Origin of the sequence: Gordonia cholesterolivorans, assembly GCF_039531975.1 — a bacterium.
Classification (GTDB): Bacteria; Actinomycetota; Actinomycetes; order Mycobacteriales; family Mycobacteriaceae; genus Gordonia; species Gordonia sihwensis.
In genome coordinates, this window is the sequence record NZ_BAAARB010000009.1 from 1 (window position 1) to 14,757 (window position 14,757).

The 14,757-nt window shown below is 68.5% G+C and carries 15 protein-coding genes; 12 read left to right on the forward strand and 3 right to left on the reverse strand.

Translation table 11 applies throughout. From position 1 onward, the window contains the following. The first annotated feature begins 188 nt into the window (after window positions 1–188). Window positions 189–551: a hypothetical protein gene (locus ABFX36_RS09835; RefSeq protein WP_222111165.1), complete on the forward strand. Its 363-nt coding sequence runs from the start codon at window positions 189–191 to the stop codon at window positions 549–551. Window positions 552–1,277: 726 nt separating this feature from the next. Here ABFX36_RS09835 and ABFX36_RS09840 read toward each other — a convergent pair. Beyond that, window positions 1,278–1,730, reverse strand: coding sequence for an anthrone oxygenase family protein (locus ABFX36_RS09840; RefSeq protein WP_222111164.1), 453 nt, complete (start codon window positions 1,728–1,730; stop codon window positions 1,278–1,280). Window positions 1,731–1,816: 86 nt separating this feature from the next. On the opposite strand from ABFX36_RS09840, the gene ABFX36_RS09845 reads away from it, so the two are divergent. The 3 genes from ABFX36_RS09845 (at window position 1,817) to ABFX36_RS09855 (ending at window position 4,653) form a co-directional block, all read left to right on the forward strand. Then, a complete protein-coding gene (locus tag ABFX36_RS09845) occupies window positions 1,817–2,386 on the forward strand; it encodes a TetR/AcrR family transcriptional regulator (RefSeq protein WP_222111163.1) in 570 nt (189 codons plus the stop codon). Between the two features lie 26 nt (window positions 2,387–2,412). Beyond that, a complete protein-coding gene (locus ABFX36_RS09850; RefSeq protein ID WP_222111162.1) occupies window positions 2,413–3,699 on the forward strand; it encodes a glutaminase in 1,287 nt (428 codons plus the stop codon). 105 nt (window positions 3,700–3,804) lie between these two features. Then, a complete protein-coding gene (locus ABFX36_RS09855; protein ID WP_222111161.1) occupies window positions 3,805–4,653 on the forward strand; it encodes a 3-hydroxybutyryl-CoA dehydrogenase in 849 nt (282 codons plus the stop codon). Window positions 4,654–4,754: 101 nt separating this feature from the next. Here the strand turns inward: ABFX36_RS09855 and ABFX36_RS09860 are convergent, their stop codons facing one another. Then, window positions 4,755–5,468, reverse strand: a complete 714-nt coding sequence (locus ABFX36_RS09860) for a TetR/AcrR family transcriptional regulator (protein ID WP_346076127.1) — start codon at window positions 5,466–5,468, stop codon at window positions 4,755–4,757. Between the two features lie 90 nt (window positions 5,469–5,558). Between ABFX36_RS09860 and ABFX36_RS09865 the strand changes: the two genes are divergently transcribed. Next, window positions 5,559–7,028 (forward strand): MFS transporter, encoded by a 1,470-nt coding sequence (locus ABFX36_RS09865; RefSeq protein WP_346076129.1) that lies wholly within the window; start codon window positions 5,559–5,561, stop codon window positions 7,026–7,028. Between the two features lie 43 nt (window positions 7,029–7,071). Beyond that, complete coding sequence (locus ABFX36_RS09870) at window positions 7,072–8,715, forward strand: ABC-F family ATP-binding cassette domain-containing protein (RefSeq protein WP_346076131.1); 1,644 nt, start codon at window positions 7,072–7,074, stop codon at window positions 8,713–8,715. 89 nt (window positions 8,716–8,804) lie between these two features. Here ABFX36_RS09870 and ABFX36_RS09875 read toward each other — a convergent pair whose 3' ends face one another. Beyond that, the gene (locus tag ABFX36_RS09875) at window positions 8,805–9,113 is read right to left on the reverse strand and encodes a thiamine-binding protein (RefSeq protein ID WP_346076133.1); all 309 of its coding nucleotides are present in this window, start codon (window positions 9,111–9,113) and stop codon (window positions 8,805–8,807) included. A gap of 85 nt (window positions 9,114–9,198) precedes the next feature. Here ABFX36_RS09875 and ABFX36_RS09880 point away from each other — a divergent pair, with 85 nt between their 5' ends. The 6 genes from ABFX36_RS09880 to ABFX36_RS09905 all read left to right on the forward strand — a co-directional run bounded on the left by ABFX36_RS09880 (window position 9,199) and on the right by ABFX36_RS09905 (window position 14,730). Continuing rightward, window positions 9,199–9,546 (forward strand): hypothetical protein, encoded by a 348-nt coding sequence (locus ABFX36_RS09880; RefSeq protein WP_346076135.1) that lies wholly within the window; start codon window positions 9,199–9,201, stop codon window positions 9,544–9,546. Window positions 9,547–9,588: 42 nt separating this feature from the next. Then, entirely contained in the window at window positions 9,589–10,191 is a 603-nt protein-coding gene (locus ABFX36_RS09885; RefSeq protein ID WP_346076136.1) for a histidine phosphatase family protein, read from the forward strand. A 117-nt stretch (window positions 10,192–10,308) separates the two neighbouring features. After that, entirely contained in the window at window positions 10,309–11,865 is a 1,557-nt protein-coding gene (locus tag ABFX36_RS09890; protein ID WP_346076137.1) for an acyl-CoA synthetase, read from the forward strand. A 103-nt stretch (window positions 11,866–11,968) separates the two neighbouring features. Beyond that, the gene (locus ABFX36_RS09895; protein WP_346076139.1) at window positions 11,969–13,012 is read left to right on the forward strand and encodes an NAD(P)/FAD-dependent oxidoreductase; all 1,044 of its coding nucleotides are present in this window, start codon (window positions 11,969–11,971) and stop codon (window positions 13,010–13,012) included. Beyond that, the gene (locus ABFX36_RS09900; protein WP_346076141.1) at window positions 13,009–13,890 is read left to right on the forward strand and encodes an RNA polymerase sigma-70 factor; all 882 of its coding nucleotides are present in this window, start codon (window positions 13,009–13,011) and stop codon (window positions 13,888–13,890) included. Before ABFX36_RS09895 ends, ABFX36_RS09900 begins: the two co-directional genes overlap by 4 nt. A 102-nt stretch (window positions 13,891–13,992) precedes the next feature. Continuing rightward, window positions 13,993–14,730, forward strand: coding sequence for a DUF1542 domain-containing protein (locus ABFX36_RS09905; RefSeq protein ID WP_428832052.1), 738 nt, complete (start codon window positions 13,993–13,995; stop codon window positions 14,728–14,730). The last annotated feature ends 27 nt before the right edge of the window (window positions 14,731–14,757 follow it).

The following is a 14,757-nucleotide window of genomic DNA, read 5'->3' on the forward strand; positions in this document are numbered from 1 at the left end:
CCGGTGATGTGGAACCCGGACGTATCCGACGATCGGCGGCCTTGTCGTACCCGACAGGCACAATCAGCTCACAACCATCAATCCGAAACCGCACAGGCCAGGACGTCACCCCGATGAAATTTCGAGGCTAACGGCTGTTCTACGTACTGCCCCATGGCAGCGGCCGGCGGCGGATAGTGTCGTGAGCCGTGGGTGATTCAATGTTGAGCGGGACTGAGGCAGTCGAAATTGCCAGCGAGCTACCAGGGGTCCGTGCATGGGTGTCGCCTATCACCATCACTCCCCTCGGGTTGGGCTTCAGCATCTACGCGAAAACGGACGTTCGCGGCGTTCGCTACGAGGTGTCGGCGTCGACTGAACTCGCGGGCGAAACAGTATGGATCGGCGGCAGCAACTCGGCCTCGACCAAGTTCTCTATGACACAGCTGTGGTGGAAAGTCGACCCGGACCAGGTCCAGTGGCCGCTGGCGATCCGAATTTTTGAGGCTGACGGCCACGACCCGGCAGACCGGCGGCACATCGAGACGTTAACCGCCGCCCGCCGACCCTGACCGATGACGAACGGACCCGCCGATTGCTCGGCGGGTCAAGTCGGCTCCCGCCGACCCGCTCGCAAGATCCGCGAGGTAGGCGTCGGCGCGCGCACCGCTCAGGGCCCGCAGCGACCTCACGACGTCGACAGCACGACCTACGCCGGCTACTCGCACGAGGGCCTGACCGGGCCGTTTTCGGAGCCGCGACCAGATGAGCGGTTCAGGATTCAGGTCAGGTATCAACCTGACCCGTACTTCTTCGGTTGCGACATCGCGCAGCGCCTTCGGGTGGCTCGCTGTCGTTCACCCGCGTCGGCTGAGAATCTCACGGCCCGCTCGGCTCTAGTTGATCTCCATAGAGTGCTGGATCAAACAGGCGATGCGTGGTTCCTTATTGTCGCGGACGTAGGGATGGATATTTGCTGCCGCACCGGACTCTGAGTCGATCTGTCACCAGCGAGTACGCGATGTTTGTCCTTATGACGCCTGCGATCCGTCGCTGATCGAGCGCACGCCCTCGAATCGAAGACTCGGGCCGAGTGGGCGTGCCACACAAATGCAGTCACTACCTCCATCGGATGGTGGCCGACCAGACTCAGGCGACGAACGAGATCGAACAGGTTCGTTCGACCCGGAAGGAGACCGGTCGTCAGGCGATCGAGACGGTGACGAGGCAACCGCTGCGCTTCCGTCTCGCCGAGCGAGGCGTGTCGCTCCTCCAACTGGACGGTGAGTGATCGCTCCTCAACCGACGGTCGCCGCGACGGCGACCAAGACGAACGCCGCGACGATGACCGCGAGCCTGACGTAGTGGAAGCTGTCCCAGCGGCGGGTCTGCTCCCGCCAGTCGTCGGGGTGGTCGTCCGGGGTCCAGCCCGCGGAGCGGTTGTTGACGGGAACGAGAAGCGTGATCGACAAGACAACGCTCAGTGCGAGCAGCGCGGCAGCGGCCAGCGCCAGTGCCGCCGCCGGCGCGCCCCAGGAAGCGGCCGCGAGAGCGGCGGCGAGGATGAGCGATCCGAAGTACCAGAACGGCATCACTCGTCCGAGCATGCGGGCGCCGTGCGCGCGGGCGGCCATCGAGGCGCCGGCGGGCACGGCGAGCGTGATCGGGTTGATCACGAAGGCGACGGAGAATTCGACCCCGACCATGACCCCGATGACGGTGGTGGCGAGAACTGCGAGTACAGGGGACATGCCGACTCCAAAATCTAGCGACACTAGAGTTTCTAGTAATGCTAGGGTAGGCCTCGTCGGGCCGGAGAGCAATAGGCGGAGCGGATATGGCTGAGCGGATGTCGCGTCAGGAACGGTACGAACAGCGGCGCCGCGCGATCCTGGACGCGGCCCGCGAGAGAGCCGACGCCGACGGTTGGGCAGCAGTCACCACGCGGCACCTCGCCGATGCGATCGGCTACACCCAGCCAGTGCTCTACGGTCACTTCCCGGGCGGGAAAGCGGAGATCATGCTGGCAGTGGCGCTCGAGGGCTTCGTCGAGCTGACACGGCGGTGCCGTACCGCTCTCGACGAGGGCGGCGACCGCGGCGCGGTCGAACCCGTGGCCGAGGCCTATCTGGAGTTCAGCCGTGACCACCCGGCGATCTACGAAGCGATGTTTCAGCAGGCCATCGACGCCGAGTTCGCCAGCGCCGATTCGCCGGCAGACCTGCGGGCGGGATTCGAGGTGCTGGCGGAGACGATCGGCGACGACGAGGGCGGCGCGGCCACCGAGGTCTTCTGGGGTGCGCTGCACGGAATCACGGTCCTGGAGCGCGCCGGCCGCATGAGGCCCGAATATCGCGCGCAGCGGATCGCGGAGTTGAGCAGCCGTTACGCCGTGCGGCGGCGCTGACCGCCGCGTCGACGTACGCTGCGCATGTGCGCTCTCCGATCCCCGACTATCTCGCCGAAGCTCTCGGTTCGGTCGAGTTCGACCAGTCCGGCGCCACCGCCGACTACATCCCCGAACTGGCCGACGCCGACCCCGACCGGCTGGCCGTGTCGTTCTGCACCGAGGACGGCCGCCGCTACTCGCAGGGCGACGCCGACGTCGAGTTCAGCATTCAGTCCATCTCCAAACCGTTCGTGTACGCGCTCGCCCTGGCCGATCGGGGATTCGACGATGTCCTCGCGAAAGTGGGGGTGGAGCCCACCGGCGACGCCTTCAACGAACTCTCGCTCGAACCCGGCACCGGCCGCCCGCTGAACCCGATGATCAACGCCGGCGCGATCACCGTGCACACCCTCGTCGGACCGCCCGACGCGACGCCGGAAGCGCGCAACGCGCGGATCGTGGACGGGCTCAGTGCCTTCGCCGGGCGTCGCCTGAGTGTGGACCAGCGGGTGTACGAGTCGGAGATCTCATGCGCCTACCGCAACCGGGCGCTGGCGAACATGTTGCGCGCCAACGAGATCATCGATGAGGGGCCGCTGGTGGCCGTCGCCGGATACACGCGGCAGTGTTCGTTGTTGGTCACCGTCGAGGATCTGGCGATGATGGCGGCGACGCTGGCCAACAGGGGCGTCAATCCGGTGACGGGTGCGCCGGTGGTGTCGGCCGCGGTGGTGCGTCAGACGTTGAGCGTCATGGCCACGTGCGGAATGTACGACGGCGCCGGCGACTGGATGACCCGCGTCGGGATCCCGGCGAAGAGCGGCGTCTCGGGCGGGCTGATCGGCGCGCTTCCCGGTCAGGCCGGCATCGCGACCTTCTCTCCTCGGCTCGACCGGCACGGCAACAGCGTGCGCGGCGTCGACCTGTTCCGGCGCTTCACATCCGATATGGGAATGCACTTGATGGAGGTGCCGCCCGCGGGTCCGTCGGTGGTGCGCAGTCGGCGCGAGTTCGGTCACGGACCGTCGGGTGTCGAGGTGGTGTCGCTGCAGGGGGAGATCCGGTTCGCCGGCGCCGAACGCATCGTCCGGGAGTTGGCGGACGCGCCGCCGACGCGCAAGCGGGTCGCGATCAACCTCATGCGGGTCAGTTCGGTCGGCGACGTGGGACGCCGCATGATCCTGGAGGCGGTGCGCCGACTGACTCTCGACGGCCTCGACGTCTACCTGATCGATCCCGACCGCGTGTTGCCCGATCCCGACCCCGGAGAGGGCGGCCGGGTGACCGTGGTGAGCGGCCGCGACGACATCCGGCGCCTGATGAGCAAGTGAGGCCGATCCGGACCCCTGCTCGTCCCGTCGCGGCAGGCAACTACGCTGTGCGTCGACAGTATTGTTCCGGCCGTCGTCGCGGCGGCCCTGCGGTTTGGAGTACTTGTGAATCTCATCGGCGTTATCGGCGGCGGAACCATGGGAGCTGGCATCGCTGAGGTGTGCGCGAAGGCCGGCAGCGACGTGCTGGTCCTCGAGACGAAGCAGGAGTTCGCCGATGCGGCGGCGGAGCGCATCGCGAAGTCGATCGGGCGCGGTGTCGCCAAGGGCAAGATCTCGCAGGAGGACGCCGACGCGGCTATCGCCCGTGTGAAGGTGACCCTCGACGTCAATGAGTTCGCCGACCGCGAACTGGTCATCGAAGCGGCACCCGAGGTCGAGTCGATCAAGCACGACATCTTCGCCAAGCTCGACGCCGTGGTGAAGCCGGAGGCCATCCTCGCCACCAATACCTCGTCGATCCCGATCATCAAGATCGCCGCCGCCACCAGCCGTCCCGAGCGCGTCGTCGGCGTCCACTTCTTCAACCCGGTCCCGGTGATGCCGCTGGTGGAGATCATCTCCGCGCTCACCACCGCGCCGGAGACCGCCGCCGCGGTCACCGACTACGCCAAGAACGTGCTCGGCAAGACCACCGTGCAGGCCGGCGACCGCTCGGGCTTCATCGTCAACGCGCTGCTGATCCCGTACCTGTGCCAGGCGATCCGGATGTACGACTCGGGCTACGCCAGCGCCGAGGACATCGACGCCGCGATGAAGGGCGGCTGCGGTTACCCGATGGGCCCGTTGACCCTCTGCGACACCGTCGGCCTCGACATCTGCCTGGCCGCCGCCGAGTCGCTGTACGCGGAGTTCGCCGAGCCGCACTTCGCGCCGCCGGCACTGCTGCGCCGCATGGTCGACGCGGGTCGTCTCGGCCGCAAGAGCGGCCGCGGCTTCTACGACTACAGCTAGCCGACACCTGCACGGAGCCCCTCGGCCGGAATCCCTCCGGCCGAGGGGTTTCGTCGTATCCGGACAGCTTCGGCGCCCGACAGTCTCTGCGCCAGACCGTCTCAGCGACCGCCGGCCTGCAACCGGAGTCCGGACAGCAGCAGGTCGAGGCCGGCGCGGAACTGCTCGGCGTCGTCGTGCACGGCGAACTCGTCGACGGTGTAGTGGATGAACGGATACTGATCGGGGTCGAGGGATCGCCACTGGTCGGCGAAGTGCTCGATGTACTCCGAGCGGCTCATCGTGCCGTCGAGCACGGCCGCGGGCGGCTGCTGTCCGAGGTCGGTGGCCGTTCCGATGACGAATCCGAGAACGGCCGAGACACCGTGGAAGGTCTCTCGCGGCCCGAGGCCCAGCCGCATCACATGACGGCCGAGCCGCTCGTACATCTGCAGTCCGTTGGGCTGGGTGCCGGTGTCGCGCATCAGGTATCCGCCCAGCCAGGGCCGGTCGACCACGGTGTCGAACAGCGCGACCGCCACCGCCCGGAGGTCGGCGATCGGATCGTCGGTGTCGTCGAAGTCATTGGTCCGGATGAGCACCTCGCCGAGCACGTGGTCGGCGGCCCGGTCGAGCAGTTCCTCCTTGCTCGAGACGTACCAGTAGATGCTTGCGACGCCGCCGCCCAGGCGTGCCGCGAGCGCGCGGAAGGTCAGCGCGGACTCGCCCGACTCGTCGAGCAGTGCGACGGCCTCTCCGATCACCGTGTCCATCGAATGGGAAGCGCGGCGGCGGCCCACTCGTCGCTGCGGGCGGTCGTGCTCGGGAACAGTCATGAATCCTCCTCCCTTGCATCCTATCGAACGTCGTTCTATTGTATCGAACAAGGTTCGATAACCGAACGTCGTTCGATAAGGAGGTGTCTCATGACTGACGTCGCCGAGACCTCGCGCTCCGGGACCGCACGATCCCGGACCTACACATCCGTCCGTGCCGCCTGGATGCCGATGGCCGCCCTGTGCCTGGCGTTCTTCGTCGAGATGGTCGACAACACGTTGCTCTCGATCGCACTGCCGACCATCGGGCGTGATCTGGGCAGCGGCACCACCGCGCTCCAATGGGTCACGGGCGCCTATTCGCTGACCTTCGGGGGTCTGCTGCTGACCGCCGGATCGATGGCCGACAAACTGGGGCGACGACGGGTTCTGCTCGTCGGGCTCGCCGCCTTCGGCGTGATCAGCCTCGGCGTTCTCGCCGTCTCCTCGACGGGCGAACTGATCGCCCTGCGCGCGCTGCTCGGCGTCGCCGCCGCCGCGATGGCCCCGATCACCAACTCGCTGGTCTTCCGCCTCTTCGACGACGCGGCGCTCCGCATGCGCGCGATGACGCTGATGATCGTCGTCGGCATGAGCGGCTTCATCCTCGGTCCGGTGCTGGGCGGAACGGCGCTGGCACACGTCGGCTGGGAATGGCTTCTCCTGGTCAACGCCCCGATCGCGCTGATCGCGTGGATCGGTGTCCGGCTCGGGGTCCCCGCCGACGATCCGCAGGATCTCACCGGAGATCGTCTCGATCTGCCGGGCGCGGCCCTGAGCATTCTCGCGATCGGTCTCGGGTGCTACACCCTCACCGCGGGTGTGGAGCACGGCTGGACGTCCGGCCCGGTATGGGCGTCGGCGGTCGGGGCGGCGGTCGCCCTCGGCGCCTTCGTGTGGCATGAGCGCCGCACCCCCGAACCGATGCTCGACCTCGGCGTCTTCGCCGACGGCACCGTGCGGGGAGCGGCGATCGCGCAGGTGGGTACGTCGATCGCGATGGCCGGTGTGATGTTCGGCCTGATTCTGCACTTCCAGTACGCGTACGGGTGGAGTCCGATGCGGGCGGGACTGGCGAACCTGCCCCTCATCATCACGATGATTCTCGCGACCCCGCTCTCGGAGTACCTGGCGAAGAGATTCGGTCATCGGATCGCGTGTGTGATCGGCGCCGGATTCCTCGCGGGCTCGCTCGCCGGACTCGCGTGGGCCGTCGACCACGGTTACCCGGCGATCGCCGTCTTCATGGTGACGCTGACGATCGGTCTGCGGACGGTGATGACGATCTGCGCGGTGGCGCTGGTCGGAGCGATGCCGAGCAACCGGACGTCGATCGGCACCGCGCTCAACGACAGCGCGCAGGAGATCGGCACCAGCGTGGGCACCGCGGTGATCGGCACGATGATCGCCGCGCTGGTCACGACCAGTCTGCCGCCGGGCGTGTGGGGCAGCGACCTCGTCGCCTCGTTCTTCCGCGGCGAGCGCATCGCATTCGCGGTGCTCGCGGTGGTGGTCGGGGTGGTCTCCGTGTGGGGCGCGTTGGCGTTGACCGATTCGCGAGCCACCGACGAGCACCCGTGAGCCGCCCCGTCGAGCGCGCGCCCGCGGATGCGACGATGGACCGATGACCGCAACGCTCGTCGCCAAGGACGTCTCCGGTGGGTACGCCCATCGGGTGCTGTTCGATCATCTCGACCTCACGGTGGCGCCCGGCGATGTGGTCGGGGTGGTCGGCGCCAACGGTGCCGGGAAGACGACGCTGCTCCGCATCCTCGCCGGTGATCTCGCACCGCTGGAGGGAACGGTGGTGCGGGCGCCGTCGGACGCCTTCGTGGGCTGGTTGCCTCAGGAGCATGAGCGGGTGCCGGGCGAGACGGTGGGCCAATACGTGGCCCGACGGACCGGTTGCGCGGCGGCGACGGCCGCGATGGACGCGGCCGCGGCGGCGCTGGCCGACGGGACCGGGGACGAGGCCTACTCCGCGGCCCTGGATCATTGGCTCGCGACCGGAGCTGCGGATCTCGACGAACGCCTGCCCGCGGTGCTCGCCGAGCTGGGATTCGACACGACCGCCGGCGCACCCGAGTCGGCGCTGATGACCGGTCTCTCCGGAGGTCAGGCCGCGCGCGTGGGCTTGGCGGCGCTGCTGTGCTCCCGCTTCGACATCGTCCTTCTCGACGAGCCCACCAACGATCTCGACCTCGACGGCCTGGCCCGGCTGGAAGAGGTCGTCGCCGGCATGCGCGGCGGCGTGGTCCTCGTGAGCCACGACCGGGAGTTCCTGTCGAGGAGTGTGACCCGCGTCCTGGAACTCGACCTGGCACAGCACACGAACACCGTCTTCGGCGGTGGATACGAGAGCTACCTCCAGGAGCGGGAAGTGGCGCGCCGGCACCGACGCGAGGCCTACGAGGAATACGCCGAGAAGAAGGCCGACCTCGTGGCACGGGCTCGGACGCAGCGGGAGTGGTCGAGCCAGGGCGTGCGGAACGCGATGCGCAAGAATCCCGACAACGACAAGGTGCGTCGCAAGGCGGCCACTGATTCGAGTGAGAAGCAGGCGCAGAAGGTACGGCAGATGGAGAGCCGGATCGCGCGCCTCGAAGAAGTCGTCGAGCCGCGCAAGGAGTGGGTTCTCGAGTACTCCATCGGAACGGCGCCGCGGTCGAGTTCGGTGGTGTCCACTCTCAACGACGCCGTCGTCCGGCAGGGCGAGTTCGTTTTGGGTCCGGTGTCACTGCAGGTGAACGCTGGTGAGCGCATCGGCATCACCGGTCCCAACGGTGCGGGGAAATCAACGCTGCTGGGGTTGATCCTGGGGCGCATCGAGCCAGACTCCGGCACCGCAGCCCTGGGCGCGAATGTCGCCATCGGTGAGGTCGACCAAGCGCGTGCGCAGTTCTCCGGACCCGAGTTGCTCGCGGACCGCTTCGAGGAACTCGTCTCGGAGTCCACAACCGAGGAGGTGCGGACGCTGCTGGCGAAGTTCGGACTGCGAGCCGATCACGTGGGGCGTCCGACCGCCGACCTCTCGCCCGGCGAGCGCACCCGGGCGGCGCTCGCGTTGCTGCAGGTCCGCGGCGTCAACGTGCTGGTGCTCGACGAGCCGACCAACCACCTCGATCTGGCCGCGATCGAGCAACTCGAATCCGCGCTCGACACCTACGACGGCGCACTGCTGGTCGTGACCCACGACCGCCGGATGCTGGAGAACGTCCACGTCGACCGCCGTTGGGACGTCCAGGACGGTCGTGTCCGCGAACTCTGACCGAGGTGCTGCGGAGATCAGTCGTGCGGGCCTCACCCGAGGGCGATCTTCCCTCGACGACCCGCGACGCGCATGATCTCGGCAGTGGCTCAGGACTCCGCGCGCAGACGCTGCTCGATCCTCTCCACCTTCTCGGTGAGCTGACCGGAGAATCCTTCGCGCATGTCCGCTTTCAGCACCAGACTCACGCGCGGACTGTGCGCGGCCACGGCCTCGCAGGCCGCTTTGATGACGGCCATGCACTCGTCCCAGTCTCCTTCGACGGTGGTGAACATCGAGGTCGTCTCGTTGGGAAGGCCGGAGGCGCGTACCACCCGGACCGCCTCCGCGACGGCCGCGCTGACCGATCCGTCGGGGTCGTCACTGGTTCCGGGAGCGATGGAGAAAGCGAAGAGCATGGCCTCAGGCTACGCGCCCGCCCGGGCTGGGAGCGCCCGTCGAATACCGCTGTCCGCCGTGGGGGAGTCGTGGACAATCGGGGGCATGAGCTACACGTTGGCGTTCTGGTCGGGAGGCGATTCCGCGGACTGCGGCGAGACCTACAACAGGTTGAACAGCGGTGAGAGGGTCGCGGCCGTCCGCCCCGTCGACGCCGCGGCCGTCGAGGGCGCCATCGGAGACCTCGACCGTTGGTCTCGCAATCAGAACATGCTCTACCCGCCGGGAGGGACCGCCGCGGACGGACCGGCCTTCGACGTTTTCATGGACGATCAACTCGTGGTCTTCACCGGCTACGGCGTCGAGCCGCACGACATCAACGTGGTGATCGACGTGATGCGCTCGCTCGGCTTCCGGCTGTACGACCCGCAGACTCTGGAGCGGTTCGAGTAACTCGGGACGCGTCCGGCCGATGCGATCGGTACGGTACGAGCGGTGAACACCTGCACCCGTCACCCCCGCATCCTGCTGATCCGCCACGGGGAGACCGAGTGGTCACGGACGGGCAGGCACACCGGGCGCACCGATATCGGATTGACGCAGACGGGAGAGGTGCAGGCGGGTGCGCTGGCGGGCATCGCCCAGCGTCTCGGGCTGGAGGATCCGTACGTCATCTCCTCGCCGCGCCGCCGTGCCCGGCGCACGGCGGAACTGGCAGAGTTGGCGCCCGACGAGGTCGGCGAGGACTTCGCCGAATGGGACTACGGCGACTATGAGGGGATCACCCGATCGCAGATCCGCGCGGAATACGAGCCGGACTGGTCGATCTGGACGCACGGAGCGCCCGGAGGTGAGTCCGTCCAGGAGATGACGCAGCGCGTCGATCGGGCAGTGCGGTACGTCGAGGCCGAACTGGTCCGCCGTGACGTGGTGGTCGTTTCGCACGGGCACTTCTCCCGGTCGTTCATCTGTCGCTATCTCGGCTGGCCGATCGTCTACGGTGCGGCCGTCGACCTGCGCCCGGCGGGATCGGCACTGCTCGCGGATGTGGAGGGCGAACGGCGCATCGAGCTGCTCACGGGCCCGGCCGGCGCGTGACTCGGGCGGCGCGCCGACGACACAAAACAAGCGCTTGTGACTTTTTCTTCGTGAGGTTACGGTGATCCACATCACGCACCACAGCGGCGCCGCCGCGCGAATCGATGGGATCGTCATATGGACAACGGCATCGGCAACTGGCCCACCCTGCACCGGGTGCGGCATCCACACCGCGTCGCACTGATCGACGCGACGACCGGCGCCGAGTACACCTTCGAACAACTGGATCTCCGGACCAACGCGCTGGCCGACGCCTTGCGCTCGCGCGGCATCGGCCGAGGAGACCGGGTCGCGCTCCTCGCTCTCAACAGCACCCACATGCTCGAGGTGGTCTTCGCCGTCGCCAAACTCGGTGCGGTGGCCGTACCGATCAACTGGCGACTGCAGGCCCCCGAAGTGCAGTACATCCTCAACGACTCCGGTGCCCGCCTCCTGTTCGTCTCACCCCAGACTGCGGCCCTCGCCCGTGCCGCGGCCGAGGGAACCGAGGTGTCCGGGATCGTCGAGATCCCGTCGGGCGAGCAGCGTGCCGCCGGCGAGCCCTCGGAGTACGAGGCACTCATCGCCGAGGGCAGCGACGAGCGGGTGCCGGTCGACGTCGCCGCCGACGACCTGTCGATGCTCATGTACACCTCGGGGACCACCGGCTTTCCGAAGGGAGCGATGCTGACCCACGCCAATCACCACTGGAACGGCATCAACAACCTCACCGCCGGCGACGGCGTCGGACCGCGCGATGTCAACATCGCCTCGGCGCCCCTGTTCCACATCGGTGCGCTGGGCGTCATCACGCTGCCGTTGCTCTACATCGGGGGAACCACCGTGGTGCTGGAGACCTTCACTCCCGACGCGTGGCTCGACGCGGTCGCGAAACATCGGGTCAGCGTGGCGTTCGCGGTGCCCGCGATGTGGGCCGCGATCGATGCCTCGCCGGCTGTCGAGACCGCGGACCTGAGTTCCCTGCGGTTCGGCATCTCCGGTGGTGCGCCGTGCCCGGTGGTGCTGATCGAGAGTCTCACGCGGCACGGCGTTCGGCTCTGCGAGGGTTTCGGCCTCACCGAGACCGCTCCGAACGTCTGCGTTCTGGAGGTCGACGAGGCCGTCGCGTACGCGGGATCGGTCGGCAAGCCGGTGCTCCATATGGAGATGAAGGTGGCCGACGGTGAGGGAGACGAGGTGCCGCCGGGCGTGATCGGCGAGCTTCTGGTTCGCGGTCCCAACGTCTTCGTCGGCTATTGGAACAAGCCCGAGGCCACGGCCGAGGCGCTGCAGGACGGCTGGTTCCACACCGGCGATCTCGCCACCTGCGACGAGGCGGGGTACTACCGGATCGTCGACCGGAAGAAGGACATGATCGTCACCGGCGGAGAGAACGTCTACGCCTCGGAGGTGGAGCAGACGATGTACCGGCATCCGGCCGTCGCGGAGGTCGCGGTGATCGGCCTGCCCGACGAGAAATGGGGCGAGTCGGTGACCGCGGTGGTCGCCGCCAAACCGGCCGCACAGGTGTCCGAAGCGGAGCTGATCGCCTGGACCCGCGAGCGGATCGCCCACTTCAAGAGCCCGCGGGCGGTGCACTTCGTCGACGTGCTGCCGCGCACAGCCACCGGAAAGGTGCTCAAGCGTGAACTGCGTCTGCGCTGGAGCGGCGACGAATCCGCGGTGCGGCGGTGACCGGAGACGCCGATCTCGGCGATCACTGGCGGAGCGTGTCACAGGTGGCGGCCCCGCGGTGTCCCATGGGTGTCTGATCGAGAACAACACCTGGGAGGTCGTCATGAAGATCGTGATCGTGGGAGCGGGGTACGCGGGGACGATGGCCGCGAACCGGTTGGCGCGACGGGCGCGCGGCGCCGAGATCGTCGTCGTCAATCCACGCCCGGAGTTCGTGGAACGCATCCGACTGCACCAAGTGGTCGCGGGCAGCGGGACCGCGGCCCACCCGTTGACCGAGATGCTCGACGAGTCGGTGACGACCCGGATCGCGGCGGTGACGAAGATCGCGGACGGTTCGGTGGCCCTGAGCGACGGCGGCGCGCTGGAGTTCGACCGCCTCGTCTATGCGGTCGGCGGTGCACCGAGCGCTCCGGAGGGAGCCGTGGACGTCGGCGCGCCCGAGTCGGCTGCCGTGGCCGCCGAACGACTGCGCTCCCTGCCGGACGGAGCCTCGGTCGACGTCGTCGGAGGTGGGCTGACGGGGGTGGAGACCGCGACGGAGATCGCGGCTCGGCGCCGCGACGTGCGGATCCGGCTCTTCAGCGATGCGCCGATCGCCCGATCGCTCGGCGCGAAGGCCCGAGCGCAGGTCGCCGAGGTGCTCGCCGGGCACGGCGTCGAGGTGGTCCGACAGCGGTGGTCGGGCGGACGGGACGCGGCGCTGACGGTGTGGGCCAACGCGAGCCGGGTGGGCGAGCTGGCTCTGCAGAGCGGGCTGGAGGTGAACGACGCCGGCCGCGTCGTGGTGGACGATCATCTGCGCAGCGTCAGCGATCCGCGGGTGATCGCGGTCGGCGACGGAGCGGCGGTTCCGGGATCGCGCATGAGCTGCCAGGCCGCGATTCCGCAGGGGGTGTACGCGGCGGATCTGATCGCCGCCGACTTCACGGGCCGGTCGCACAAGCCCTATTCCGTCGCGTTCGTGGCGCAGTGCGTGTCGCTCGGCCGCTCCGACGGCGTGATCCAGCGGGTGCACCGCGACGACAGTCCGGCGAGCCTCTGGCTACGCGGGCGCACGGCCGCGGCGATCAAGGAGCAGGTGTGCCGCAGCACGGTGCACACCGTCCGTGCCGGTCGGTACGCGTGGAAGCCGGGCGCGGCATGAGCGCCCCAGAGCCACCCGGAGTCGCGGAGTTCACCGAGCACCGTCCCCTGCTGTTCTCGATCGCTTACGAGATCCTCGGGTCCGTCGCCGACGCGGAGGACGTACTGTCCGAGAGCTGGCTGCGCTGGCAGGAAGGCGACCGGTCGGAGGTCGAGAACCCGCGCGCGTACCTGGCGCGGATCGTGACCCGACAGGCGTTGAACGCCGCGCGGGCGTCGTCGCGACGACGCGAGACATACGTCGGTCCGTGGCTGCCGGAACCGCTCGAGTCGATTGCCGAGGACTCCGGACTCGACCACGTCCTGTCCGGCGAAGCCGTCACGACCGCGATGCTCCTCGTCCTCGAGTCGCTCACTCCTGACGAGCGCGCGGTCTTCGTGCTGCGCGAGGTCTTCGACTTCGGGTACGCCGAGATCGCCGACGCGATCGGAAAGTCACAGCCTGCGGTCCGGCAGATCGCGCATCGCGCACGAAACCACGTCCGTGCCCGACGCCCCGCCGCGGTCGCCGACCCCGAGGATGCGCGGGCGGTGGCCGAGCGGTTTCTGACCGCGGCCGCCACCGGCGATCTCCAGGAACTCATGGACACGCTCTCTCCGGGTGTGGTGTACATGGGCGACGGTGGCGGCGTCGTGGCGGCGGCGCGCCGGCCGATCGAAGGTGCGGCCCGGGTGGCGCGGATGGCGACCGGACTCTTCGCCAAGGCACCGACCCTGGGTGAGGTGGGGATGCGGATGACGGTCGTGAACGGCATGCCGTCGTTGGTGGTGACGATCGACGGGGATCTCGACAGCGTGGTCTCGGTCGAAGTGATGGGAGAGAAGGTGACGGCGGTGTACGCGGTGCGGAATCCGGTCAAACTCGACGGGCTCCGCTGACTCGCCTCGTCGCCGCCCGCCCGTACGATCCGTACGCTGGAGAGGGTGTTAGAGATCCTCTTCATCCTCGTCATCGCGCTGATCGCCGTCGGAGTGTTTTCGATGATGCGCAACCGCACCGCCACTGCCCAATCCGGACGCGTTTCTCTCGACGACGCCAAGGCCGATGCGCGGCAGGCGATCGAACGACTCGGCGGCCAGGTGTACTCGCTCGACCCGGGCGACGACCCGGCTGCCAAGCAGGCACTCGCCGACGCGGGCGAGCGGTTCACCGCGGCCGGCTCGCAGATCGAGCAGGCGTCCAGTCCCGCTCAGGCCGGACTCGCCAAGCAGACCGCCGTGGAAGGCCTGTACTACATTCGCGCGGCCCGCACCGCACTGAAACTCGATCCGGGTCCCCCGATCCCCGAACTCGAGGGACAGCGCGCGGCCGGATCGGTGACCGAGGAGCGGTCGGTGGAGTTCGACGGCCGCACCGTCGAGGCGTCGCCGAAGCCGTCCAGCCAGACGCCCAACTACTATCCGGGCGGTCGCGTGGCGGGACGTCCGGTGCCCGCGGGCTGGTACTCCGAGCCGTGGTGGCGTCCGGCGCTCATCGGCGGTGCGTGGGGCGTGGGATCGGCGCTGCTGTTCAGCTCCTTGTTCTCCGGAATGGCGGGTGTCCCGCACGGGGTCGCCGACGCCGACATGGCCGGCGGCGACTACTCCGACGGCGGGGACGGCGGCGGCGACAGCGGGGACGGCGGCGGAGACCTCGGCGACGGCGGCGGTTTCGACGGCGGCTTCGGTGGTTTCGACGGCGGGGACTTCGGTGTTTTCGGGGGCGGCGACTTCTTCTGACCGGCAGCTGATCGGGGGTGGCGCACC